This is a genomic window from Niallia taxi (assembly GCF_004005475.1).
Taxonomy (GTDB): Bacteria; Bacillota; Bacilli; order Bacillales; family Cytobacillaceae; genus Niallia; species Niallia taxi.
The window spans coordinates 103,274-126,744 of sequence record NZ_RZTZ01000007.1; the positions used below are offsets into that span (position 1 = coordinate 103,274).

The 23,471-nt window shown below is 37.3% G+C and carries 23 protein-coding genes and 1 riboswitch; of the genes, 4 read left to right on the forward strand and 19 right to left on the reverse strand.

What is annotated here, in order from left to right; genetic code table 11:
* Positions 1-80: 80 nt before the first annotated feature.
* The 6 genes from EM808_RS17500 to EM808_RS17525 all read right to left on the reverse strand — a co-directional run bounded on the left by EM808_RS17500 (position 81) and on the right by EM808_RS17525 (position 7,972).
* Positions 81-1,520: a glycoside hydrolase family 1 protein gene (locus tag EM808_RS17500; protein WP_127739491.1), complete on the reverse strand. Its 1,440-nt coding sequence runs from the start codon at positions 1,518-1,520 to the stop codon at positions 81-83.
* A gap of 64 nt (positions 1,521-1,584) precedes the next feature.
* Complete coding sequence (locus EM808_RS17505) at positions 1,585-3,450, reverse strand: beta-glucoside-specific PTS transporter subunit IIABC (protein WP_127739492.1); 1,866 nt, start codon at positions 3,448-3,450, stop codon at positions 1,585-1,587.
* 123 nt (positions 3,451-3,573) lie between these two features.
* Positions 3,574-4,416, reverse strand: coding sequence for a BglG family transcription antiterminator LicT (gene licT, locus EM808_RS17510; RefSeq protein WP_127739493.1), 843 nt, complete (start codon positions 4,414-4,416; stop codon positions 3,574-3,576).
* A gap of 182 nt (positions 4,417-4,598) precedes the next feature.
* Complete coding sequence (locus tag EM808_RS17515; RefSeq protein ID WP_235856641.1) at positions 4,599-5,447, reverse strand: hypothetical protein; 849 nt, start codon at positions 5,445-5,447, stop codon at positions 4,599-4,601.
* A gap of 164 nt (positions 5,448-5,611) precedes the next feature.
* Entirely contained in the window at positions 5,612-6,601 is a 990-nt protein-coding gene (locus tag EM808_RS17520) for an aromatic ring-hydroxylating dioxygenase subunit alpha (protein ID WP_127739581.1), read from the reverse strand.
* Between the two features lie 27 nt (positions 6,602-6,628).
* Positions 6,629-7,972, reverse strand: a complete 1,344-nt coding sequence (locus EM808_RS17525; protein WP_127739495.1) for a nucleobase:cation symporter-2 family protein — start codon at positions 7,970-7,972, stop codon at positions 6,629-6,631.
* Positions 7,973-8,127: 155 nt separating this feature from the next.
* A riboswitch (purine riboswitch) is annotated at positions 8,128-8,229 on the reverse strand.
* Positions 8,230-8,397: 168 nt separating this feature from the next.
* Between EM808_RS17525 and guaD the strand changes: the two genes are divergently transcribed.
* Positions 8,398-9,765 (forward strand): guanine deaminase, encoded by a 1,368-nt coding sequence (gene guaD, locus EM808_RS17530; protein ID WP_127739582.1) that lies wholly within the window; start codon positions 8,398-8,400, stop codon positions 9,763-9,765.
* A gap of 135 nt (positions 9,766-9,900) precedes the next feature.
* Here the strand turns inward: guaD and EM808_RS17535 are convergent, their stop codons facing one another.
* The 9 genes from EM808_RS17535 to EM808_RS17575 form a co-directional block, all read right to left on the reverse strand.
* Complete coding sequence (locus EM808_RS17535) at positions 9,901-10,497, reverse strand: NADPH-dependent FMN reductase (RefSeq protein ID WP_127739496.1); 597 nt, start codon at positions 10,495-10,497, stop codon at positions 9,901-9,903.
* Between the two features lie 18 nt (positions 10,498-10,515).
* Entirely contained in the window at positions 10,516-11,499 is a 984-nt protein-coding gene (locus EM808_RS17540; RefSeq protein WP_127739497.1) for a ring-cleaving dioxygenase, read from the reverse strand.
* Positions 11,500-11,640: 141 nt separating this feature from the next.
* Positions 11,641-12,030, reverse strand: coding sequence for a DoxX family protein (locus EM808_RS17545; protein ID WP_127739498.1), 390 nt, complete (start codon positions 12,028-12,030; stop codon positions 11,641-11,643).
* Positions 12,031-12,118: 88 nt separating this feature from the next.
* Positions 12,119-13,057 carry a ring-cleaving dioxygenase gene (locus EM808_RS17550; RefSeq protein ID WP_127739499.1) on the reverse strand — a complete coding sequence of 313 codons (939 nt, stop codon included), beginning with the start codon at positions 13,055-13,057 and terminating at the stop codon, positions 12,119-12,121.
* A gap of 164 nt (positions 13,058-13,221) precedes the next feature.
* On the reverse strand, positions 13,222-13,842 hold the full coding sequence (locus tag EM808_RS17555; RefSeq protein ID WP_127739500.1) for an NUDIX hydrolase: 621 nt from the start codon (positions 13,840-13,842) through the stop codon (positions 13,222-13,224).
* Complete coding sequence (locus EM808_RS17560) at positions 13,829-14,227, reverse strand: nuclear transport factor 2 family protein (protein WP_127739501.1); 399 nt, start codon at positions 14,225-14,227, stop codon at positions 13,829-13,831. The genes EM808_RS17555 and EM808_RS17560 overlap by 14 nt, the downstream gene beginning before the upstream one ends.
* A gap of 37 nt (positions 14,228-14,264) precedes the next feature.
* Positions 14,265-14,513: a hypothetical protein gene (locus EM808_RS17565; protein WP_127739502.1), complete on the reverse strand. Its 249-nt coding sequence runs from the start codon at positions 14,511-14,513 to the stop codon at positions 14,265-14,267.
* 228 nt (positions 14,514-14,741) lie between these two features.
* Positions 14,742-15,650: a DMT family transporter gene (locus EM808_RS17570; RefSeq protein ID WP_127739503.1), complete on the reverse strand. Its 909-nt coding sequence runs from the start codon at positions 15,648-15,650 to the stop codon at positions 14,742-14,744.
* Positions 15,651-15,759: 109 nt separating this feature from the next.
* The gene (locus EM808_RS17575) at positions 15,760-16,668 is read right to left on the reverse strand and encodes a DMT family transporter (protein ID WP_127739504.1); all 909 of its coding nucleotides are present in this window, start codon (positions 16,666-16,668) and stop codon (positions 15,760-15,762) included.
* A gap of 124 nt (positions 16,669-16,792) precedes the next feature.
* On the opposite strand from EM808_RS17575, the gene EM808_RS17580 reads away from it, so the two are divergent.
* A complete protein-coding gene (locus EM808_RS17580; RefSeq protein ID WP_127739505.1) occupies positions 16,793-17,659 on the forward strand; it encodes a LysR family transcriptional regulator in 867 nt (288 codons plus the stop codon).
* A gap of 54 nt (positions 17,660-17,713) precedes the next feature.
* Here EM808_RS17580 and EM808_RS17585 read toward each other — a convergent pair whose 3' ends face one another.
* The 3 genes from EM808_RS17585 to EM808_RS17595 all read right to left on the reverse strand — a co-directional run bounded on the left by EM808_RS17585 (position 17,714) and on the right by EM808_RS17595 (position 20,755).
* The gene (locus tag EM808_RS17585) at positions 17,714-18,028 is read right to left on the reverse strand and encodes a DUF3892 domain-containing protein (RefSeq protein ID WP_127739506.1); all 315 of its coding nucleotides are present in this window, start codon (positions 18,026-18,028) and stop codon (positions 17,714-17,716) included.
* Between the two features lie 105 nt (positions 18,029-18,133).
* Positions 18,134-19,177 (reverse strand): bifunctional transcriptional activator/DNA repair enzyme AdaA, encoded by a 1,044-nt coding sequence (locus tag EM808_RS17590; RefSeq protein ID WP_412973748.1) that lies wholly within the window; start codon positions 19,175-19,177, stop codon positions 18,134-18,136.
* A gap of 381 nt (positions 19,178-19,558) precedes the next feature.
* On the reverse strand, positions 19,559-20,755 hold the full coding sequence (locus EM808_RS17595) for a YhgE/Pip domain-containing protein (RefSeq protein ID WP_127739508.1): 1,197 nt from the start codon (positions 20,753-20,755) through the stop codon (positions 19,559-19,561).
* Between the two features lie 169 nt (positions 20,756-20,924).
* Here EM808_RS17595 and EM808_RS17600 point away from each other — a divergent pair, with 169 nt between their 5' ends.
* Complete coding sequence (locus tag EM808_RS17600; protein ID WP_127739509.1) at positions 20,925-21,542, forward strand: TetR/AcrR family transcriptional regulator; 618 nt, start codon at positions 20,925-20,927, stop codon at positions 21,540-21,542.
* 45 nt (positions 21,543-21,587) lie between these two features.
* On the forward strand, positions 21,588-22,511 hold the full coding sequence (locus EM808_RS17605; RefSeq protein WP_127739510.1) for an MBL fold metallo-hydrolase: 924 nt from the start codon (positions 21,588-21,590) through the stop codon (positions 22,509-22,511).
* 257 nt (positions 22,512-22,768) lie between these two features.
* Here the strand turns inward: EM808_RS17605 and EM808_RS17610 are convergent, their stop codons facing one another.
* Positions 22,769-23,125 (reverse strand): VOC family protein, encoded by a 357-nt coding sequence (locus tag EM808_RS17610; protein WP_127739511.1) that lies wholly within the window; start codon positions 23,123-23,125, stop codon positions 22,769-22,771.
* Between the last annotated feature and the right edge of the window lie 346 nt (positions 23,126-23,471).

Consider the following 23,471-nt stretch of genomic DNA (forward strand, 5'->3'; position numbering starts at 1 on the left):
TCCCTCCAATTATGGTTTCTTATGTTAACTTATTGAATACACAAAAAAAGCATGAGACTAAGTCCCATGCTTCTTTACTATTATAGCTCTTCACCATTTGTGGCAATCACATTTTTGAACCAGTCAAATGATTTTTTCTTGCTGCGCTCTAATGTTCCGCTTCCATCATCATGTTTATCTACATAGATGAAACCGTAGCGTTTTGACATTTCACCTGTTGAAGCACTTACTAGGTCGATACAGCCCCACGGTGTATAGCCCATAAGCTCAACACCATCTTGTACTGCTTCTCCCATTGCTTTAATATGCTCACGTAAGTAATCAATACGGTAATCATCGTTAATAGCTCCGTCTTCTTCTACTTTATCATAAGCACCTAATCCGTTTTCGACAACGAATAGAGGTTTTTCGTAGCGATCATATAATTGATTTAGTGAGATTCTTAATCCAGTAGGATCAATTTCCCAGCCCCAATCACTTGCTTTCAAGAAGGAATTTTTGATTCCGCCCAAGATATTTCCTTTGCCGACTTCTTCTGGTTTTTTGTCTTTCTTTTCTGTACGTGACATATAGTAGCTCAGTGCTACATAATCAACTGTATTTTCTTTAATCAGCTCTAAATCGCCGTCTTGAATATCTAGCTCAATATTATGTTCTTTGAAGTAGCGCTTAATGAATGCTGGATAATGACCACGCACTTGCACATCTCCACAGAAATAATTAAAGATTTGTTCTTCTTGCAATGCGAAAAGAACGTTTTCTGGATTGGAATCTACTGAATATGTTGGCAAATAAACAAGCATACAGCCAATTTGTGCACCAGGAATGATTTCATGGCAAAGCTGAACTGCTCTTGCACTTGCTACAAACTGATGATGATATGCTTGGAATGTTGGCTGGTAACGGTCTTCTTCGTTTTGGATTGCAAACCCTAAGCCAAGGATTGGCATATGAAGGCTGCTGTTGATTTCATTAAATGTCATCCAGTATTTTACTTTGTCTTTGTATCTGTTGAATAAAACAGTTACATAACGCTCGAAGAATGTTACTAATTCACGGCTTCTCCAGCCACCATATTCTTTTACTAAATGAATCGGCAATTCATAGTGAGAAATAGTCACAACTGGTTCGATATTGTATTTTAGTAGCTCATCAAATACACGATCATAGAATGCTAAGCCTTCCTCATTTGGAGTAAGCTCATTACCATTTGGGAAAATTCTGGACCAAGCAATAGACATACGGAATGTCTTGAATCCCATTTCCGCGAAAAGTGCAATATCTTCTTTATAACGGTGATAGAAGTCGATTGCCTCATGGTTTGGGTATGTATACTTCTCTGTGTCCAGCTCAAAGTCAAAGCCTGGATCTGAAAGTACTTTTAAGCGAACCTTTCCACCTGGCAACACGTCTGGTGTATTTAGTCCTTTTCCGCCTTCATTAGATGCACCTTCTAATTGGTTTGCTGCTGTAGCTCCGCCCCAAAGAAAGCCTTCTGGGAACTTAAATGTTGATGTCATAATTGTTTCCTCCTTTATAATAAAGGAGAGAATAGTGTAACACTCTCTCCTTATTCACATTGGTTTATACAATAACAGTTAATAATTTTTCAGATTGGACAATATTTTCTTCCATTGTTCCAACGATTTCTGCATACTGACCTGTGTTTGTAATAATCACAGGCGTTGTTACCGGGTAACCAGCTTCTTTAATTTTTTCAATATCAAACTCTACTAACACATCGCCTTGTTTCACTACATCATCTTGTTTAACATGCGGTGTATAGTGCTGCCCATTCAATTGAACAGTATTAATACCAATATGAATTAATATTTCTACTCCATCTGTTGACGTAATACCAATCGCATGACCTGTTGGGAAAATAGTTGTAATAGTCCCGTTCACTGGAGAAACAGCTTTCCCAACTGTTGGTTCAATCGCTATCCCTTTTCCCATTGCTTCAGAAGCAAATACAACATCATCTACTTCTGATAATGGAAGAACAGATCCTGTTAATGGACTAAGAATTACTTCTTGTTTTAGAAGTGGCTGTGCTGGTACTTCTACCTTCTCTACTTCTTTTACAACTACTTCATCTTGAACTTCTTCTGTATTCTTTTTATCTTCAAAACCAAGTACTAATACTAGTACTAAAGCAATGACAAAAGCAATTAGCATTGGAATGATAAAGGAAACAATTGGTGTGTAAGCTGGAATTGTTAAGAAGGCTGGGAAAGCAAATGACATTGCTTTATTTCCAAGCGCACCACTAATTCCCCCTCCGATTGCTCCAGCAATCGCCACAAACGGAATGGTTCTTTTATTACGAAGCAATAGACCATAAATAATTGGTTCTGTTACACCTGCTAATGCTGCTGGTAAGAATGTTGAACCAGCAACTGTTTTGACCTTTTTGTCTTTTGCTTTTAAGAAAATACCAACTGCTAATCCCATTTGGGCAAATACAGCTGCGGAAAGCATCGCCATTAATGGATCATAACCTTCTGCCAAATTCTGAAGGATAAGCGGCACAAGACCCCAGTGAAGTCCAAGTATTGTTAAGAATGTCCAGCCTGCACCCATAACAGCACCTGCTAACCAACCACTCTTAGAACTTAAGAAGCTAATTCCATCACCAATCCAGTTTCCTACATACACTCCAAATGGACCGAATGCCAGCACAGTTAATGGGACAATAATCATTAACGAAAGCATTGGTACTAAGAATAACTGCAGGTCTTTATGAATAATTTTCTTTAAGAACTTATCTAAAAGTGCATAAATACAAATCGCAATAAACACAGGGAATACAGTAGAGGAATAATCCATTAGTACAACTGGAATTCCAATAAAGCTAGACACATTGCTTGTATCTGTCATTAACCCAGTGAAATTAGGCTCAAGTAACGCTGCTCCAATTGTTCCACCAACATATGGATTTGCGCCAAGTTTAGTAGAAATGGTAATCCCTAAAAGAATCGGAAGGAAATAGAATACTGCATTCCCAGCCGCAGACAGAATCGAGTACGTACCACTTGTTGTTGATAACAGTCCTGACATTGTTAAGACTGTTAAGATTGCTTTTAACATACCTGCACCAGCTAGTGCTCCGATTAATGGAGAGAAGCTGCGAGAGATAACTTCAAAAATCTGTGCACCAATTCCTTGTTTCGGTGCATTTGCTGGAGCTTGCTCTGAGCTGCCAATATTGGCAATCTTGTTTATTTCTTTATAAACTTCTGGAACATGGCTGCCAATTACTACTTGGAACTGGCCGCCACTTTCTACAACACTAAGCACCCCATCTAAGTTTTGCAAAGCATCTTTGTTCGCTTTGCTGCTATCGTTTAATTTGAAACGCAAGCGTGTTGCACAGTGAACAAGGCTTGAGATATTTTCTTCTTTGCCGACTAAATCGACAATGTCATTAGCAAGTTTAGTATTACTCATTTTCTTTTCTCCTTTTCTTTCTAACACTTATATTCATTCCCTATTGACATAAAAATTTCCAACAAAAAAACCTAAATCAAAACATCTCTGTTTGATTTAGGTTTTGCCCGCTAGGTTACAACCCTATTTGTCATTATTACTTTTGACAACTCGTTCTATATGGATGGTTAAATAAATCATTTCTTCGTCTGTTAACACATACGTATACATGCTCTCAATAAATTTCTTTATTTTCAGCGCACATGTATGTGCATCAGGGTATTTCATTTGAATTACTTGATATAAATCGTCATTTGTTGAGCTGTTATAGTGATTACCTTTCACTAAACGTTGCGCAAAAAACTTAAGATGGGTAATAAAGCGGTAGAAATGCAGCGAATTTTCATTAAAATCAATTTTAAAGTGATACCTTACAAGTGTTAAGATTTCCTGCATGATTTTTGTCATATCATGCACAACTGGCATCTCCTCATTCAATTCAGCGTTGATGAAGTGAAGTGCCAAAAATCCTGCTTCATCCTCTGGCAAGATTACACCAAATTGATCACAAATCATATTCAATGCTTCTAGTCCTACCTCATACTCATCTCTATACAGTTGTCTAATTTCCCAAAGTAATCCATTTTTTATTGGAAGGTGGTTCTTAAAGCGATCCACCGCATAATAAATATGGTCTGTTAAATGAATATAAATGCTTTCGTTTAATTTCTTACCAAGCTTCATCTTTGCATAAGCAATAATCTTCTCTGATAATTGCATATATTCAATCGGCATATCAGCTATCAAGGTTTTGAAATTTGTCATCATATCTTCGTTTTCTAAAGTGAAAATTTTATCAATTTGCTCTTCAGCAATCTGATCACCAGCTCGCTTTTGAAAAGCTATCCCGCGACCAATGATAATAATTTCTTGATTATCTTTTATTGAGATAACCGCATTGTTGTTTAATATTTTCTCGATTTTCACTTTATTACCCTCCGATATATAGAGAAAAAGGCAAAACCCACCCTTTAAAAATAAGGTAATCGGTTTTGCCTGATTTAACAGTTACAATCCGTTCTGTATACGCTTCCTATATCTTATCAAATAAATTTAAAAATAGCAAGAGTATTTTTATCAAGGGTACTTCAGCCCATTATTTTACAAAATTAAAGAGTCACTTTTCTTACCTGTAATGATGCTTGGTTATTACTTTGGATAGTTATGTCTACATCATAGTAGCCACTTTCAAAGGAAGAGCATTTATAATCACCAGAACAACCAGTCACAAAAAATGGCGTATTTGGAAAGTTAGCATGAATATTTGTTAGCTTTGAATAAAAAACATGGGCATGATGTGTGAAGATACCAAGTATTCTGCTTCTTACATTAGCTGGAATTGCATTAAAAAACCGGTCTGTTTCTTGTCTGCTCACGACATGATCAGAACTAACCGTATTATAGATTCCTGGTACATAAAGGGGCCAATGTGTATCAATAATATAGTAATGGTTAGGATCTAAATTATTTAATAGATTAATACTGTCTTGGCTGAATGTTCCCGTTCCATTATCAAGCCATACATGCTGCACTAACCCTCGAGTTCTCGGAATACTCACCCTGCCTGTTAACGGGTTAAAATATTGCAGAAATAAATTCCTACTATCATTTCTGCTCGTATCCTCCCAGTTTCCTATTGATGTTCGATAGTAGATATTTTTCGGTCCTAAATTATGATCCACAATGTTTTTGAACTGCTGATAATAGCTTCGCGCCTCTGCTGTTGTAAAAGCTCCTAATGCATGGGCATTGTCTCCGCCAAAAATAACATATCTTTTCGTCCCGCTATTTATCGCCCTTGGGAGAAAATTATTAAAGATACTTTGGCTGTTCAAATAACCTACATGACTATCCCCAATAACTGCTATATTGACAGTATAGCTTGACGTTGCCTGTAAACTAGATTGGGTTAACGGAATACGGTTAAAGCCAGAATTATCCCTTCTTTGTTTATTCATTTTCATCACACTCTTTTTCATTAACTTCCTATATGATATTCAGTAAGTGATTAAGTGCTTGTACCTTTTTATCTGTTTTATTGTGTAGTAAGAGGTCGAGACGAAACAGCTATAACGTATCAACCTCTTACTACACAATAAAAAAAGCACGGGTATCCCCGTGCTCACACTCTCTCTAAAACTGGTGTAGTCCCATTCTCAACACCCAATTGATTTAACCATCTGCGATAAGCAATTGTTAACGCATCTGATTTAAGATGTAATTCCGCTTGTAAATCTAACGGAAGCAATTCTGGTTTTTGACTTTGTACAATATCAAGGTCCTGATAAAAAATCGTGTCTTGGAACTCAACAAATGGTTCGTCAGGCATATCCAAATCATAGTTTCTTGTTAACAGCATATAAGCCTGTGATTGTTCATTACCAGCTTGATTAACAATTAACAGAATCGTTAACGCATCATCAGAGCCTTCAGATGTTTTCGTAAATCGAGCTGTTGTTGGATTTAAGATTTCGTATACATAGTCTGCATACCCGCCTTTTGAACGTCCATCTGGATTTGGCTGGTAAACAGGAATTTTGCTTGTAATATAGCGATTATCGATAAAATCTACTTTATAATCTACTACTTCCGCATGTTCCTCGTCTCCTAATAAGCCTTCATGTACGAACATAAGATGTGAAACATCAAGAAAGTTCTCAATAATTCTTGGTGCATTTGCATTTACATCATATGGACCACAAATGACAGTACGGTGATTCTCCATATTATATTCTGGATAAGAAATAAGCGGAGACGGATTGTCGCCTAAGTTCACCCAAATCAGCCCAAGATATTCTTCACAATGATAAACAGTTGCTTTTGCCTTTTTTGGAATCGCTCTGCCATTTGGAAGGGCAGGAATCTTTACACATGCTCCTACACAATCATATTCCCATGCATGGTAGGCACATACTAAATTCCCATTTTTTACCTTCCCAAGCGAAAGGGCAGCACCACGGTGGATACATAAATCCTTAAAGGCATGTACTCCCTTTTCGTTGCGGAAAATAGCGACTCTTTCGCCAAGCACAAATACTTGCTTTGGATCTTCTAATAGCTCCTCTGCTTTACATACTGGATGCCATTCATTCCATAGTCTATCCTGTTGCATCATAGTGTTGACTCCCCTTTTTTCTACCTAGTTTACGTTCATGGATACATCATTAACTTTAACTTTATCGTCTTTTTTCTGTGGTAACACTAAGTTCAGTACCAATGCTGCAATTGCTCCAATCGCTGTTCCAGATGATACAAAATAAGTAACGATTTCCGGCAATCCTGCCAGCACGTCAGCAGGCATCAATACAGCGAATAATGCAAGCATGATCGGCACACCAATCACAAGCATATTTCTTTCAGTGAATGCTTCATCTTTAATAACTTTAAAACCATTCATCATAATAACTACACATAAAATCGCAAACACACTATTAATAACGACACTAGGAATACAAGCGATTAGGCTTGTAAGCTTTGGCATCATGCCAAGTAACACTAAAATAACTCCACCTACAATAATTGGTTTACGGCTCTTCACTCCAGTAATCGCAATAATACCAGCATTAGAAGAATAACCTGTTACTGGTGTTCCTCCAAAGAAGGAACCGACAAAACAGCCTAACCCTTCACCAAGTGCTCCACCATTTAAACGCTTGTCATCTAGCTCTTCGCCAGTTACTTTACTTACAGTAAACCAAGTTCCAGTGGTTTCTATAGTGACAATGAGGTAAACAACGATCATAACGATAATGGCATGGAGATTAAACTCTGGCATACCGAATGAAAATAGACCTGGCATTTGGAACCATGCCGCTTGCTTTAACGTGTCAAAATGAACTAAACCAAAGAAGGAAGCAATGATTGAACCTATAATAAGTGCTAATAAAACGGATACAACTTTAATATATTTCCATTTGGATTTTGCTTTTTCGCCAACATACATACAAAATATGAGAATAGCAGCTGTAATTGTAGCAATAAGGATGTTCTCTCCAAAGCTGCCTTCTGCTGAATAAATAGAATTAATGGCACTTGGCATTAATGAAAGTCCAACAACCACAATCACCGTACCTGCAACGATTGGTGGAATGATTTTTCTAACGACCTTACTATATACCTTAAGCGGGTAACCTAATAAAGCAACGATTAACGCACCTGGTATTAAACTGCCAATCATCGCCCCAATACCTGATGTTGTGCCAATTGCTGCCAGTGCACTTAATGGCACAAATGATGGCCCTTGCATAACAGGAAGCCTCATGGCAAATCCTGCTTGAATAATTGTGGCAATACCACAAGCAATAAATGTCATTTGAATCAACAAAGCACTATCTGATACAGAAAATGAAAGTAAACCTGCCAAGATGATTGGCGGAATAAATAAATCCATTGCTAATACTTGCTGTAACCCTAAAAATATCGACTTACCAACGGAAATATTTTCTTTTTGTCCCGTCATATTCTCCTTCATACCTTTTGCCATTCTCCCATTCCCCCTGTAGGTTACTAGACATTCATATAATCATAAGTTTCTACCAACGCAAAAAGCTCGAAATACATAATTTTCCAGACGACAGAAAAGCATGTACTTCGAGCTTTATAGATTCAAAGTATCAAAAGAATAGACTAAACCCATTGACCATTCTTTTTGCTTTTCATAGTCAGTTTATTTACGGTAAACAGGTAGAAACTTGTAGGCCATATCCCCACGATTATATGAAAAACACTATTTAGTTTTGTTTTTTACTACAATACCACGATTTTTTCTTAGTGCAAGATATTTTTCAAAAATAGTTTTTTCTTAATATTTAAAATCTAGTAAAACTATCTGATTTCCTGTAGACTAGCTATTAATCATCTATTACAATATTTATATTACCATAAAACACGAACGATAGGAAGGTGTTTATTATTAATTATACGTATATTTTTCATGGAACAGCATTTAGCAGTTATTCCCCTGAAAAAGTAAATATTTTGGAGAATCATCTCTTTTTTATAAATGACAATGGGATAATTGAAAAGATTGTTGGTCCTGAACAAGAGGATTACACTTCCCTTTTATCTAAACATCAAGATGATGCTAACTTTCATCAGTTAGAAGATGGCCAATATTTCTTACCTGGTTTTGTTGACTTACATGTTCACGCTCCGCAATGGGCACAGTCAGGTACTGCCCTTGATCTTCCGTTGTATGATTGGCTGCATACGTATACCTTTCCACTTGAAGCAAAATATGCAGATTTGGCATTTGCCAAAACTGTGTATGAGGATTTAGTTAGTACATTACTCGCTAATGGAACAACTACTGTCCTGTATTTTGCGACAGTCCACAAGGAAGCAAGCTTGTTATTAGCAGAAATTTGTGCAAGAAAGGGTCAACGCGGCCTTGTTGGAAAGGTAGTCATGGATGATCCAGATCAAAATCCAGATTACTACCGAGATGCAGATTCAAAAACAGCTATAAAAGATACGGAGGAGTTTATCCTTGCAATGAAGGAACTAGCCAAGGAAGTAAAGCAGGGTGTCTACCCTGTTGTAACGCCGCGTTTTATCCCTAGCTGTTCCGATGAAGCATTGAAAGGACTCGGTGAGCTTGCAGCTAAATACGACACTCATATCCAGTCACATTGCAGTGAAAGTGATTGGGCTCATCAATATGTGAAGGATAGATTCCAGAAAAATGATGCATTCGCACTCCATGACTTCGGATTGTTAGGCGATAAATCTGTCATGGCTCATAGTAATTTCCTTGATGACAGGGATGCTGAATTGTTCGCTAGCACTGGTACGGCCATTAGCCACTGTCCTCTATCAAACGCGTACTTTGCCAACAGTGTCTTGCCGTTGAAAAGGTTTCAAGCGATGGGAATCGATATAGGGCTTGGAACAGACATTTCAGCAGGTGCTACACCGAGTATTTATGACAATGCAAAACAAGCAGTCGTCTCGTCTAGAATGCTAGAGGATGGTGTCAGTACCGCTCTTTGTGCAGCAGAACGTGGCGTGGCAGATTCTCGTATTTCCATTCATGAAGCCTTTTATTTAGCTACTGCTGGCGGTGGTGAAAGCTTAAGCCTGCCTATTGGAAAATTAGAAGAAAACTATACGTGGGACGTCCAAATTATTGATACAAAGATTGCCTCAGCAAAGCTTCCTATTTTTGATGCTCATGAAGCTTTAGATGACATTTTCCAAAAGATCATTTACCTTGTCCGCCCAGAAAACATTAAAGAGGTTTGGGTTCAAGGGGAAAGAGTTCATTCTCGAGTGTAATAAAAAAATACAGCAAAACACGAACATTGCATAGCAGGGTACGTTTAAACTTGGATTGATTCGCTGTAAACATAAAAAACTTCCTTATATTAACAAACAAGCCTGTGCAGCATGCACAGGCTTATCTTCTTACTATTATTTACGGATAGTTTTCAATGCAGTTGACCATGGTATTACTTGGTCCAGCATTTGGTTAACTGACTCTGCTTGAACTTCTTTCGGTTTAAATTCTGTACCATTTTCAAAATCAGTGAATAAAGACAATGCAGGGTGTACACGAACATCTGCCACCAGCAATTCTCCTAGTATTCCACGCAGATGCTCTGCTGCACGAGCTCCTCCAACTGAACCGTAAGAAACAATACCTGCAGCTTTGTTATTCCATTCATCACGAAGGAAGTCTAAAGCATTTTTTAATGCTGCTGTAATAGAATGGTTGTATTCTTGCACGATAAATACGAAGCCGTCTTGTTTCGCGATAATTTCAGACCAAGCAGCAGCTCCTGAAGCATCCGCTCCTGGCTCACCTAAGAATGGCAATTTATAATCAGCAATATCAATAACTGTATAATTTGCATCACCGCGTTTATCTGCTAATTCCTTCACCCATGCGCCAACCTGTGGACTTACACGTCCTTCTCTAGTAGATCCAAGTATAATACCGATATTTAATTTTTCCATTGTTTGTTCCTCCTCTTGTTTTGTTCCAAATAGTTTACTAAAAAAACCCATTAACATAATCCCCTTTTATTACAAATATTCTTTGTCTATTTTTAGATTGCTGCGAACAGTGTTGATTGGGCGGACAAGCTGCTCAATTTCATCCCGTTTTGATTCAAAGAATGGCGGTAGTGATAATTTTTCTCCAAGCGTTTCATACGGCTCATCACCCATGAATCCTGGTCCATCTGTTGCCAATTCAAATAATACTTGTGGTGCCACATTAGAGTATAAAGAGCCGAAATAGTAGCGCTCCACAAAACCTGAATTTGGTAATTGGAAGCTTGATAACCGATTTGTCCACTCATCCAGTTCCGCGCGATCTGCCACACGGAATGCAGCATGGTGGATTGTCCCGAATCCTTGTCGAGCTTGAGGGAGAATGTTATTGAATTCGACGATTACTTGTGCCCCATTCCCGCCTGCGCCCATTTCAAATAGATGGAACGAATCTTCCTGGCCTACCTCCTTCATAAGGAACACTTTCTCCAATACTTCTTTGAAGTAATCAAAATAAGATGTTCGAACGAAAATTGGTCCTAAACCAGTTATCGCAAATTCTAAAGGCACTGGACCATTTTGCCACGGTGTACCTGCTGAAACTCCTTCATTTAGTTCATCTGAAATTAACTGGTACTGCTGGTCGTCAAAATCGACAAATGCTAACGTCTTTTTACCAAATTGCTCTTGAATGCCTTTATGTTTTACATCGTATTTGTCAAAGCGTTTCACCCAATATGCAAGAGCCGCATCTGTCGGCACACGGAAGGAGGTTTTCGAGATTTCATTCGTGCCGTGCACTCCTTTTGGGATACCAGGAAAATCGAAAAATGTCATGTCTGTACCAGGACTGCCAACATCATCTGTGAAGTATAAATGATATGTTTGGATGTCATCCTGATTAACTGTTTTTTTCACAAGTCTTAATCCTAGAACATTAGTAAAAAACTCATAAATTTTTTCAGCGCTGCTTGTGATTGCTGTAATGTGATGAAGTCCTTTTAATTCATTCATGGAATAGTCCTCCTATTTTTATCTCGATATCGAGATATGAGCGAAAAAAATATTTTTATTTTTAATTAAGATATCTTTAATTCGTGATAATTATATCATTAACATAGATAAAGGTCAATAACAGTATGCCCACTTATTATCTTATAAACCTAATGCAAATGCTCCTGGTCCAACTAAAGCCATTCCAATTGCCACAACAATAAGCATTAAATTATATTCATAACCGCCTGCGCCATTGGCAAATCCTTTCGAACCATGAACTTTTACAATTGCTCCTGCCATAATGATTGTAATGATAGCCGCTGCCAATGGTAAAAATAATCCTATAATAAACAAAATTCCACTTATGAACTCACCAAGGCCGCTCAATACTGCTGCAGGTACCCCTGGTTTTACACCAATAGACTCAAACCAGCCGCCTGTTCCTTTTATTCCGTGTCCACCAAATAATCCGAACAGCTTCTGTGATCCATAAAACATAAATACAATCCCAACCATCACTCGAATTAATAACAAACCTAAATCTTCCATTTTTATCTTCTCCTCTACTATTTCTTTATTTTTTTATGTGACTTAAATAACCTTCCGGTGAAGCCATATTACCTATGGCTTCACACGGTTAATCTAGCTGTTTTACTTCAATCGGGATAAGGACTTTCTCAAGCTGTGCACGATGCTGCTCATACTGCGCTGGCAGCTTCAAGTTTGTTCCCATTGTTTCAAGCGTTTCATCATGAGCAAACCCTGGAGGATCTGTAGCAATTTCAAATAAAATCTCTCCATGCTCTCTAAAGTAGATAGCATTAAAATAGTTTCTGTCACGAACAGCTGTTACACCATATCCTTTATCTGCGATATATTCCTGCCAATCTAGTTGGTCTTCATCATCAGTAGCACGCCAAGCAATATGATGAACAGTGCCGACTCCCATTTCACCTCTGCCAATAGTCGTTGTTTTTAGATCAATAATATTACCGATATCAGCTGTTGAGCGGAATCGGATAATTTCGTTTTCTTTTCCGACGACTTCAAGTCCCATTACTTGCTCCAACAATTCAGCCGTTTTTTCTGGTTGTGCAGACAATAATGTTGCACCGCCAAAACCTTTAATGGCCACATCTGGAGTCACATTGCCGAATGTCCAAGTATTTTCTTCTCCTTCTGCTCTTTCAACTAAATGAAGCTGAAGGCCATGTGGATCATTAAATTCAAGATATATTTCTCCAAAGCGCTCCGCTTTTTCAAAAGGAATATTGAATTTTTCTAGTCTTTTTTCCCAGAAACTTAATGCTCCGACTGGTACAGCATAAGAAGTGGCACCTACTTGACCATCTCCAATCTTCCCTTGCCTTGCTCCAGCCCAAGGGAAAAACGTAATAATTGTACCAGGCTTGCCGCCTTCATTACCGAAATAGAGATGATATGTTCCAGGATCATCAAAGTTAACCGTTTGTTTCACTAATCTTAATCCTAATACACCTGCATAAAAATCAACGTTCTCCTGTGGATGCCCGACAATTGCTGTAATATGATGAATTCCCATTGTTTTTTTGCTCATTTCATTTTTCCTCCACTCTTCTAATTAATTTATTTTGAATTCGAGATATTTATTTAAAAAAATAAAATGAAGTTGATTAACAATATCTCGAATTAATATATCTTGAATATGAGATAATCATAAAATATTTATCGTTAGATGTCAACAGCTTTTTTAAAAAAATATTAATCAAAATATACTGGCTCATTTTGATTATATAAATGCTTAAAAGCAAGTTGAATCTGTGCCTCTGTATTTCTTGGCAATGACAGCGGCGGGAGATTGCTTTCTGCAAAAAACTGAACAGCGCTTGTTTCTATCCCTTCTGCTGCAAGACCACCAATAATTTCACACTGGATCAACAGCTTATACACATGTATTGGAGATGGAGGATGGTCATGAAATTTCTTATCAAATACTGCAATCAATTTCAATGCTTTTACGTCAAAACCAGATTCCTCCTTCACTTCTTTAACAGCAACTTCACTTGGAGATAAGCCGATGTCTCCCCAACCGCCAGGCAATGCCCATTTGCCATCTGTTTTTTCCTTTACTAACAAAATCTTCTTATCTAAAAACACAGCTGCTCTTATATCAACCTTTGGAGTTGCGTAGCCTGTTTCATTTGCAAACAAGTCCTTGATGATGGAGGCATCCATATTAGTATACTTAGCCAATATCTCCACACTTATTCTGCGAATTGATTCAAATCTTTCCTTATCATATACATCCTTTGAATAAGTCAATCCTGTTTGGGCTATTGCTTGCAGCTCCTTCGCCCATTTCAGCCATTCAGACTCCTTCATTATATGCCCCCAATCGATTTGTCATTATCAAATATGTAGTCATTTCCTTAATTACATTCTTTCCTGCACTAACGAATTGGTATAAATGACAGAAGGAGAACTCACTGCCCTCTGCTGTTTTAAAGCTGCCATGAGCAGCAGCGGTACTGCCGTGTGTAATGATTTGCTGAACCTCTATTTCCGCTATTTCTCCATTGAAGCGGTCTAGTATCGCCTCAAGCACCTCTTTTTTCCCAGTAGCTGATTCTTGTCCGACTAAAATCCAATTACTATTATTAGTAAAAGTAGTCTCTAGCATACCGATGTCGTTCCTTGCTAAAGCAATAATATGTTCGTTAATAAATCTTTTTTTAGGTGAGTTACCGCAGTCTTTTGGACTTTTCACTTTTATACTGTCGATACTTCCCACTCCCTTAAATGATTTAGTTAAATGCACCTGAACAATACTTATCTATTAGCCATGCTTGTACATGTTCCCTGCATTCTGTTGATAAAAAGGTTCTTTTTGGATGAATTAAATCACCATATGGCATAGAGCCGACAAACTTGACCTCTCCTGCAAAGTTTTTGCCTGTAATGGCATCCATTCCTGAAAACTGCACAAAAATGGTTTGATGCCCTGTTTTTTCATAATCTAGTATGCTCACTTCATGTTGTTTTACATGTGACATTTAGTACCCCCGAAATAATACTTATAAAATTGCTACATACACCTTATTATTTTCTCCAGTAGGATGCAAGCATCTTCATTGAATTTATTAAGAATTTTTCCTATAATACTCCACAATTTGTTAATTTATATAAATTCCAACATTTCCGCCTCAGTAAACTTCATTTTATTGACAAATCTCCAAAAGAAAAGAGCCTTTTGTAAGCAAAAGACTTTTTTCTACAAATTACTATAATCTTTCATTTATTTGTGTTTTCACACTTCTAGGTTTTAGCTTAATATTTACAAAGCATATGCTGATAACAATACATATTAGTCCTAATACTAGCTTGAGGGTTATCGATTCATTTAAAACAATAGAGCTGCAGAAAATGGCAATTAGCGGTATGAGAAAGGTGTACGAACCAACTTTACTTGCCTCACCAGCGCCAACAAGTGTAAAGTAGACGAGCCAGCCAAATGCAATCACAAATATGGAAATGAACAACAGGTTAGCAATGAAAGGAAGCTGCCAATCAATACTGGACCAGCTTTCTGTTCCTGATCCAATCGTTAATAAGACGATTCCGCCTATCAGAAGCTGCATGGTAACCATCCATATCGAGTCAACTCGATTGCCTGTTTTTTTCACAAAAACTGTACCTAAGCCCCAGCCAACCGCTGAACCAAGGGCAAGGAATATTCCAATGACAGAGATATCGCCAGTTAGTCCGCCCATACTTATAACAGCAACGCCAACAAACCCTAATATCAATCCAACAATTTTCAATCCATACATTAATTCCCCAAGCCAAAGCCATGAAAATATACCAAGTAGAACTGGCTCTATAAATACAATTGCAGAAAATAAGCCTGCCGGCATAAAGCCTAACCCGACTGTTTGCAACCCGTAAAAAATAATAATGTTTAATACAGCAGAAATAACATATAAGTGCCATGTTTCCTTAAATCTTAGTTGCTTGATACGGGGCAATGCAAACACAAGTAATATTAATCCTCCAAGGACGGTTCGTATCCCGGCAAATAGCAGTGGTGGTGTGTATTCAAGGGCCATTTTTGATAACGGCCAGTTGACACCCCATACTATAACGAGAAAAGTCAAAAGCAATATCGTCCTTGTTTGAGATAATTTTTTCATTTTGTGACCTCTCTCCTATATCTTACTCTGACTGAAAGTCTCCATGAAAAGATTATCTCATAACCATTTAATCTACAATCAAAACGTCTTCGCTTAGCTGGCTGATTTTTTAAATCGTTTGTTTCTTTATCTTCATCACAGGCTGACTGATTGTCTCGTCTTCTTTCTTCTCAGACTTGAGACTTGCCGCTATCACACCAGCTAGTACAAGTAGTGCTCCTGCATATCCTTGCAAGCCAATATTTTCGTGCAGAAAAATGGCTGCAAATATTGCCGCAAAAATCGGTTCGAGCGCAAAAATAAAGCCTGTCACCTCAGGTGTTGTATGCTTTTGGGCAATAGGCTGCATCACAAATCCATATGCTGAGCAAATGAGCGCAAGACCAAGGATAGCAAACCAATCTAAACCGTTATGTGGCAGTGACAGATCACCAAACACGAATATCCCGATAATTGCTGCAAATAAGGCTGCAAACCCAAGCTGATATACCCCAAGCTTTAACGGATCAACATTCTTTATAAAACGGTTTGTCACGATAATATGCAATGCATAAAAAACAGCAGCTGCCAAGCAATAGAGAGAGCCTGTTGCAAGTGCAAAGTCATCGCCAATTGTCAGAAGTGCCAAGCCAATAGCAACTATAATTACTCCTACAGAAATCATGGTACTCGGCCATTTTCTATATATAAGTGCTTGCAGTATTGGTACAAGTATTACTGTCGTACTTGTGAGGAAGCCTGCAGTAGAGGCAGTTGTGGTTTTCATTCCGTAAGAAAGGGAGATGAATATTCCTAATAAAAGCAAACCTGTTACCATACTGTATTTTAATGTTTTAAGATCAATTGGAAAAATTCTTTTTGAAAATAACGCAATCATGACAAAAAATGCGATACCGAATCGAAATGCCACCATTGTCATCGGTGACATGGAATCAGCACAAATCTTCATAAAAATATATGAAGTTCCCCATCCCATTGAGACTGTCGCCAAAATTAAGTTTGCTTGCTTCTGTGTCATAGTGCCTAAGCCCTTCCCTCTACTAAATATTCTTTCGGCTTAATATTATCAACAGCATTTACATTAGTAAAACGAATATTTATAATTTAACCATTAGAATTCCTAATCTAAAGGGAGAATGCAAATGAATCAGTATTACGCATTTATTAAAGCGATTGAAACAGGCAGCTTCACAAAAGCGGCAGAAGAGCTTGGTTATACACAATCCGCCGTTAGTCAAATGATCCATACGCTTGAAAAGGACCTTTCTGCAATCTTAATCATTCGCTCCAGAACAGGCATAACCTTAACACCTGATGGAGCCGAATTGTTGCCTTTCATTCGGAAAATATGCAATTCCCATCGAGAGCTGCTTGAAAGACGGAAGGAGATGGAAGGTCTTGAAAGCGGACTGATCAGGATTGGCGCATTTTCCAGCGTCTCCAGCCATTGGCTTCCAAGATTAATGAAGGATTTTAAGGAAAAGCATCCTGCCGTTCACTTTGAATTACATCAAGGGGATTACACAGACATCTCTAATTGGATTAAAGAGGGAAGTGTTGATTTTGGCTTCGTAAATCCATACGGCATCAATAATCTGACAACAATAAAGCTGCAGGAGGATGACATGCTTGCTGTTTTACCTTTAGATCATCCATTGGCAAGTCTTGATAAAGTACCGCTTCAACAGCTGACAAATGATCCGTTCATTCTTTTAAAGGATGGGGAAATTAGCGAGGCATTAACGATTTTCAATCATTATCATTTTGAACCAAACATTCACTATCACGTACATGATGATTACACCATTATGTCCATGATAGAACAAGGACTTGGCATCTCTATCCTGCCAAAGCTCGTGCTGCAAAGATGCCCTTATCAAATTGTAACGAAGCAAATAAACCCGCCCTTTGTACGGACCATTAGCCTTGCATACAAGGACAAAAGAGTACTGCCAATCGCCTGTAGGCATTTTATTGATTTTATTTTACAGAGATACCGTAAGCAATGATATTAGAAAGGAAGGACGCCTTTAGAGAGAAAGGCGTCCTTCCTTTCTATCTTCCTAAAAAGTCGGTAGGTTATCTAAGTTATTTTCAGTAATACCATCAGGCTCACTTCGAATAATATCCCTGCCATACTTATGAAATACATCTATATGTGCTAACTTACCTGCTTTAGCTTCCTCAAGTGCAGTTAAATAATCTAACTCTCTTCCACTGCTTGTTTTAAAAGCGATAATATCTTCATCCTCGTTTTTGCGTACCGCAATAATTTGTTCAGTTCCTGATGCTGCTTCCTCAGCGGCTTCCGATCGAGCCTGATCTTTTCCTTGTTGCATGTATTCATCATATGCTTTTTGAAAGTCCTTACTTTCCATTAAATCACCTCCAAAATATTTTATTAGTTTGTACTCTAGTTAAAAGTGTTATGTATTAGTGATAATTAAAAGGACGGTTTGCATTATGAAGGCAAACCGTCCTTTTTACTTTCCAATTGGTTTTTCTAACTCGAGTAAATACTTTTTCCGCTCTATTCCACCACCATATCCTCCTAATTCCCCGTTTGTATTTATTACTCGATGACAAGGAATAATGATGGCAATTTGGTTTGCACCATTCGCATTGCCAACAGCTCTAACGAGATTTTTATCTCCTAATTTAGAGGCAATATCTTGATAGGACATCGTTTGGCCTGGAGGAATGGACGAAAGAATATCCCATACTCTCATTTGAAAAGGAGTACCACTTTTTAAAATAGGAATGGAAAATTGAAATAGCTTATTGGAAAAATATAAATTCAACTGGTGTACTAAGCTTGTATGAACATCCGTATTTCCAGGTAAGATTCTTGCATTTTGCTTCACCCGCAATTTTTCTATTTCTCTTTCAAGCCCTCTTCTATCTGTAAACTCTAACAAATATAAATAATTTGCATCAGACAAGCTAATCATATTTCCCAGCGGTGTAGAAAAGATGTTCGCATAAATAATCGAAATAGATGTCTTCTTTGGCGGATTACCCATAATTTTTGTAAATGCATCATTGAATCCGCTTGGAGAATCATAGCCAACAGATACTTGCTGTTCAATTACCTTTTTTCCAGTAAGTATCTTTTTGAATGCCATTCCCATGCGACGAGAGCGGGCATATTGTACAAATGTCATTCCATACACTTCTTTAAACTTTCTTCTGGCTGTTGCAGAATGAATACCTAATTCATGAAAATCTGCTTCCTTCCATCTTTTCTCTGGATTATTTTCAATTGCCGCAACTAATATCTCGACTTCATCTGGGATACTGTGAGGATAATGGAGCGGGTTACAGCGTTTACAAGGACGAAACCCTGCTAATAACGCTTCTTCTGCGGTTAAATAAAATTCACAGTTTTCGTATTTCGGCTTTTTCGCAGTACATGTTGCATGACAAAATATACCCGTTGTTTTAATCCCCGCAAAAAAAATACCATCGTATTGAGGATTTTTTTCTACTAAAGCTTTATAGAATTCTTGTTTCTTTTTTTCAGACATAATCAAAGTTGGCTCACCTCATTCTTGAATTATTTTTTAAAGATAAACACACAAAGGATGTCTTTAACAGTCTCTTCACCTGTTCAAATTACATATTTCTCTATCATTTCATCCATGCCCATACTTTCAGTAACTGTATAATTGCTTGTCACTACAGGCGACGCTTTTATGAGGCTTTTCCACTTTCATCCTCCCGTACTTTAAGGAGTAATTAATGGGTTCCCGTCATTTCTTTTCTTAGCTTGTATAATTCATTATAAAGACACAAAAAGAGAAATACTTTCGAAAAATGAACAAGTAATTTTTTTATTTGCTGTTTTTAGAAAGCAGAAGAAAAAAATAAAACAGGCCGTTCTCATTTAAGAAAACGGCCTGTTAAGATTATCCTTCTAAATTTTGATTTTGTGGGTTATTATTCGTTGCATTAACTCTTAATGCAGTAGCAAGCATAACAATTAAGCCACCTGCTCCAATCCAAACAAGATGTGAAACAGAATCCCAATTTAATCCTTTTCCGAAGAATAGTAGCTCACGTAATCCACCTATCATAAAGCGCATTGGCAGCCAAGAATACACCCAATCATGATAGAATGGTGACATCATTTCCGGAGCCATAGCAAGTAATGGAGCCCCAAAGAAAAGCATTAAGATAAATAAAGGCATCCCTCGAAGTCCTATCAGAGACAGAACTGCTGAAATCATAAGGAAGAAACTAAAGGATGTTATAGATAAAAACAGAGCTGTATTTGTGAAATCTGGAATATGAAGTCCTACAAGGTCACTTGCTATCCAAGTTAATCCAAATCCAACGACTAGCGTGGCAATCGCACCAATTAGAATTTGCACTAATTTTACTGCAAAGTTTCTTTTTCGATTAGCAGTATTAGCTATTTTTCTAAGAGCGACATAAATAAAAGCAGCACTTGCTAAGCTCGCCATCCAAAGTGGCTGGAATAAAGAAACCGGAGCATTTCCGTTTGCGCTATTAGTACCTGTTTCGTTAACATTAGTGACCTTACTTGTAATAGGTGCTGCTAGAATTTCAGCTTGCTTTGCTGTAATTGTTGCTCCTTGTTGTTCTAATCCTTGTAGAAGCTGTGTACGAACATTATTGTTCATATTATCGACAATTCCGTTCAATATTTGTCCTGCCAAAGTTGATGCCATTGTATTCATACCTTGGTTTACGTATATTTCAATTTCTGCTGCAGATGGTGCTGCAGTTTGTAAGGAAGCTTGCTTCGCACTTAAATCCTTCGGAATAACTAATGCTGCGTAATATTCCTGATTATCTAAGCCTTTTTGTAATTCTTCTGTGTTTTTCACTTCAACCCACTTTACTGTTGGGTCCTTTTGATCTGAAGTCGCTTTTGAGTTTTCTTTAATCATTTCCACGAGCTGTTTGCCCATGTTCATTTTTGTCTGATTAGGAAGTTCTACCCCTTCATCCGCGTTAACAATAGCAATCGGTAAGTTTTTAGGCTCTGGTTGAACAGATGGAATCAGTGTTAATGAAAAAATAAATATAATAGCCAATGCAATGATTGGTGTTAGCAACAATAATTTGTTTTTAAACATATTTGAGCTCCTCCAAGCTATTAAGTTATAATAAAAGAACACCGTGTTGTTTTATTACGTTCTAAATTATATATGTGAATGACAATCCCTTCAATAAGCAAAAATGTAAAATGTGTTGGTTACAGAACACATTCCTTAAATGTGTGGGATAAGTGGATAGGAGGAAAAAATGGCTGATAGTAAAACCGATTTACGAATAATTCGCACAAAAGAATCCATTCTTACTGCTCTAATTGATTTAATAGAGGAAAAAGGCTTTGAAACAATTACAGTAAAAGATATAACGACTCGGGCAAATATAAATAGAGGAACATTTTACGCACATTATCAAGATAAATTCGACTTAATGGCAAAATGTGAAGAAAAAGTGATGCTAGAAATTTCCAGTATTGCAAAGCAAAACTTCCCAAATGTTATCGCTTCACTTGAGATGGACTCTTCAAATGTACCACCATTCCCGCTCACTGTTTCTTTATTTGAATATCTAAATAAAAATAGTGATATTATGAGAGCTTTATTAGGTCCAAAAGGAGATTTATCCTTTCAAACAAGACTGAAAGAGTTTATGTGGGACACACTTTACGGGACAAATCCAATTGCCCTTGTAAAGGAAGAAAATTTTCTTGTACCAGGCCAATATTTATCCTCTTACATGGGAACTGCCTTAATAGGAGTTGTACAACAATGGCTTAATAGCGGCAGAAAAGAATCTCCTCAAGAAATGGCTCGTATCCTGACTATTATTAATGTCAATGGTCCCTTCTATGCTGCTGGGTTAAAAAAGTAACCTTAAGAACTATAAAGAGATAACGATTATATAGTGGAGGTAATGATGAAACAGAAACAACGCTATGCAAATTTAGATAATATTGATACGAAAAAAACATTTAATGATTTTCGACGCTGGCAAAAGGAACGCAGAACTAATAAAAAGGATTTAAAGCTCACGATTGAACAGGCACCCATTAAAGAAATAGAGAAATTACATCATAATGATAGTAGTGCTTCTATAACCTGGATTGGACATTCTACCTTTTTGATACAGATGAATGGTCTGAATATGTTAACAGATCCTGTTTGGGCTAATAGAATGGGGGTTCAAAAGAGACTAACTGTTCCAGGAATTCCACTAGCTGATTTACCTGCGATTGATGTAGTATTTATCTCCCATGGACATTATGATCATCTCGATTACTCAACATTAAAAAAGCTAAAAGGCAATCCTACTTATTATGTTCCCATCGGTTTAGGCAAAGCTTTTAAAAAGCGCGGTTTAACTAAAGTCATCGAAAGTAATTGGTATGATTCGTTCCAGCAGCATGATCTAACCTTCTCCTTTGTCCCCGCCCAGCATTGGACAAAAAGAACTATCACGGACACAAATACATCTCATTGGGGTGGATGGATTATTGAAGGTAAGGAGCATTCCGTGTACTTTGTCGGTGACACAGGTTATTTTAGAGGCTTTAAGGAAGTGGCTGAGAAATTTAACATCCAAACAGTCTTAATGCCAATTGGAGCCTACGAACCAGAGTGGTTTATGAAAGTAAGTCATATAAACCCAGAGGACGCGGTTCGTGCTTTTTTAGAGCTAAACGGAAGCACCTTTATCCCGATGCACTATGGAACATATCATTTAGCTGATGATACTGGACCAGAGGCTTTGGCAAGATTAGATGCAGAGTGGCAAAGATTAAATGTAGATGCTTCACAATTAAAAAAACTGCTTATTGGAGAAACATTTTGGCTTGAGTAGAAGAGCACTTCAAATTGAAGTGCTCTATTTATATATCATAAGGTTTCTAACAAGGGGCTTACGGACGGACTACCACACCATTTTTAAATTTCATTTGCGGAAAGCTTCCTCCGGCAAACATCCTATCTCCGCCTGCAAACCAGATATATTTAAAAAGGACTTTCTCATTTACAGAAAGTCCTCGTTTTTTATATTCATTTCCTTCTAACCCTATCCTGTCATACCTTATAATTAAGAAGCTGACTGAGTTTGTCTAATTACAACTCGCTTTTCTCCCATAGCTCAATTAGCCTGCCTTCAGGATCTTTAATCCAGATAAACTCACCAAATTCGCTAGTCTCTTTATTTTTTTCAAGCGGAACACCAATTTGTTCAAGATGCTTTATCGTCTCGTCTAGATCAAACACTTGAAAATTCAGCATTACTTGCTGTTCTGTTGGAAAGTACTGGTCATCTTCAGCAAACAAAGAAAAAATCGTTTCATTTCCTGATTGCGGTTTAATAATAGTCCCGTTCCAATCTCCTATATCCAATTTCAACGCCTCATTGTACCATTTTTTCACGACATCTATATTATTAGTCCTCCAAAATATCCCGCCAAAACCTTTTATCATAAAAACATCATTCCCTTCTCCCATGTACTTCATTTTTTAATTCATAATAGAAATTCAAGAAATAAATATAAATTCCTTCTTCAATAAAAAGATGTTAATCTGTTTAGATTAACACCTCGATTCCTTCACTATGTTTACCAAAATTCGCTTTTAATATTTGGTATTTAAAGTAATTATTACCCAATTACTTTCTAAAGCCGATTATTCTGTCTGTTGAAAACAAACAAATTATTAACATTAAATTACACTTTTCATAGTAATTTAAGCTTCCTTTCTTTCTACCACTTATAACTTCGTTTTTGACTTAAGTCTTAAAGCAATTATTTGTCTAAGTATTGCTAACAAT

What these genes read in the sequence shown, in the direction of transcription:
- EM808_RS17575 (WP_127739504.1), bottom strand. Translation starts at nt 16,668, where the DNA reads ATGACACAGAAGCAAGCAAACTTAATTTTGGCGACAGTCTCAATGGGA.
- EM808_RS17605 (WP_127739510.1), top strand. Translation starts at nt 21,588, where the DNA reads ATGAAACAGAAACAACGCTATGCAAATTTAGATAATATTGATACGAAA.
- EM808_RS17580 (WP_127739505.1), top strand. Translation starts at nt 16,793, where the DNA reads ATGAATCAGTATTACGCATTTATTAAAGCGATTGAAACAGGCAGCTTC.
- EM808_RS17565 (WP_127739502.1), bottom strand. Translation starts at nt 14,513, where the DNA reads ATGTCACATGTAAAACAACATGAAGTGAGCATACTAGATTATGAAAAA.
- EM808_RS17590 (WP_412973748.1), bottom strand. Translation starts at nt 19,177, where the DNA reads ATGTCTGAAAAAAAGAAACAAGAATTCTATAAAGCTTTAGTAGAAAAA.
- EM808_RS17570 (WP_127739503.1), bottom strand. Translation starts at nt 15,650, where the DNA reads ATGAAAAAATTATCTCAAACAAGGACGATATTGCTTTTGACTTTTCTC.
- EM808_RS17535 (WP_127739496.1), bottom strand. Translation starts at nt 10,497, where the DNA reads ATGGGTTTTTTTAGTAAACTATTTGGAACAAAACAAGAGGAGGAACAA.
- EM808_RS17505 (WP_127739492.1), bottom strand. Translation starts at nt 3,450, where the DNA reads ATGAGTAATACTAAACTTGCTAATGACATTGTCGATTTAGTCGGCAAA.
- EM808_RS17515 (WP_235856641.1), bottom strand. Translation starts at nt 5,447, where the DNA reads ATGAATAAACAAAGAAGGGATAATTCTGGCTTTAACCGTATTCCGTTA.
- EM808_RS17585 (WP_127739506.1), bottom strand. Translation starts at nt 18,028, where the DNA reads ATGGAAAGTAAGGACTTTCAAAAAGCATATGATGAATACATGCAACAA.
- EM808_RS17595 (WP_127739508.1), bottom strand. Translation starts at nt 20,755, where the DNA reads ATGTTTAAAAACAAATTATTGTTGCTAACACCAATCATTGCATTGGCT.
- EM808_RS17610 (WP_127739511.1), bottom strand. Translation starts at nt 23,125, where the DNA reads ATGATAAAAGGTTTTGGCGGGATATTTTGGAGGACTAATAATATAGAT.
- EM808_RS17525 (WP_127739495.1), bottom strand. Translation starts at nt 7,972, where the DNA reads ATGGCAAAAGGTATGAAGGAGAATATGACGGGACAAAAAGAAAATATT.
- EM808_RS17545 (WP_127739498.1), bottom strand. Translation starts at nt 12,030, where the DNA reads ATGGAAGATTTAGGTTTGTTATTAATTCGAGTGATGGTTGGGATTGTA.
- EM808_RS17600 (WP_127739509.1), top strand. Translation starts at nt 20,925, where the DNA reads ATGGCTGATAGTAAAACCGATTTACGAATAATTCGCACAAAAGAATCC.
- EM808_RS17500 (WP_127739491.1), bottom strand. Translation starts at nt 1,520, where the DNA reads ATGACATCAACATTTAAGTTCCCAGAAGGCTTTCTTTGGGGCGGAGCT.
- EM808_RS17550 (WP_127739499.1), bottom strand. Translation starts at nt 13,057, where the DNA reads ATGAGCAAAAAAACAATGGGAATTCATCATATTACAGCAATTGTCGGG.
- EM808_RS17520 (WP_127739581.1), bottom strand. Translation starts at nt 6,601, where the DNA reads ATGCAACAGGATAGACTATGGAATGAATGGCATCCAGTATGTAAAGCA.
- EM808_RS17540 (WP_127739497.1), bottom strand. Translation starts at nt 11,499, where the DNA reads ATGAATGAATTAAAAGGACTTCATCACATTACAGCAATCACAAGCAGC.
- EM808_RS17555 (WP_127739500.1), bottom strand. Translation starts at nt 13,842, where the DNA reads ATGAAGGAGTCTGAATGGCTGAAATGGGCGAAGGAGCTGCAAGCAATA.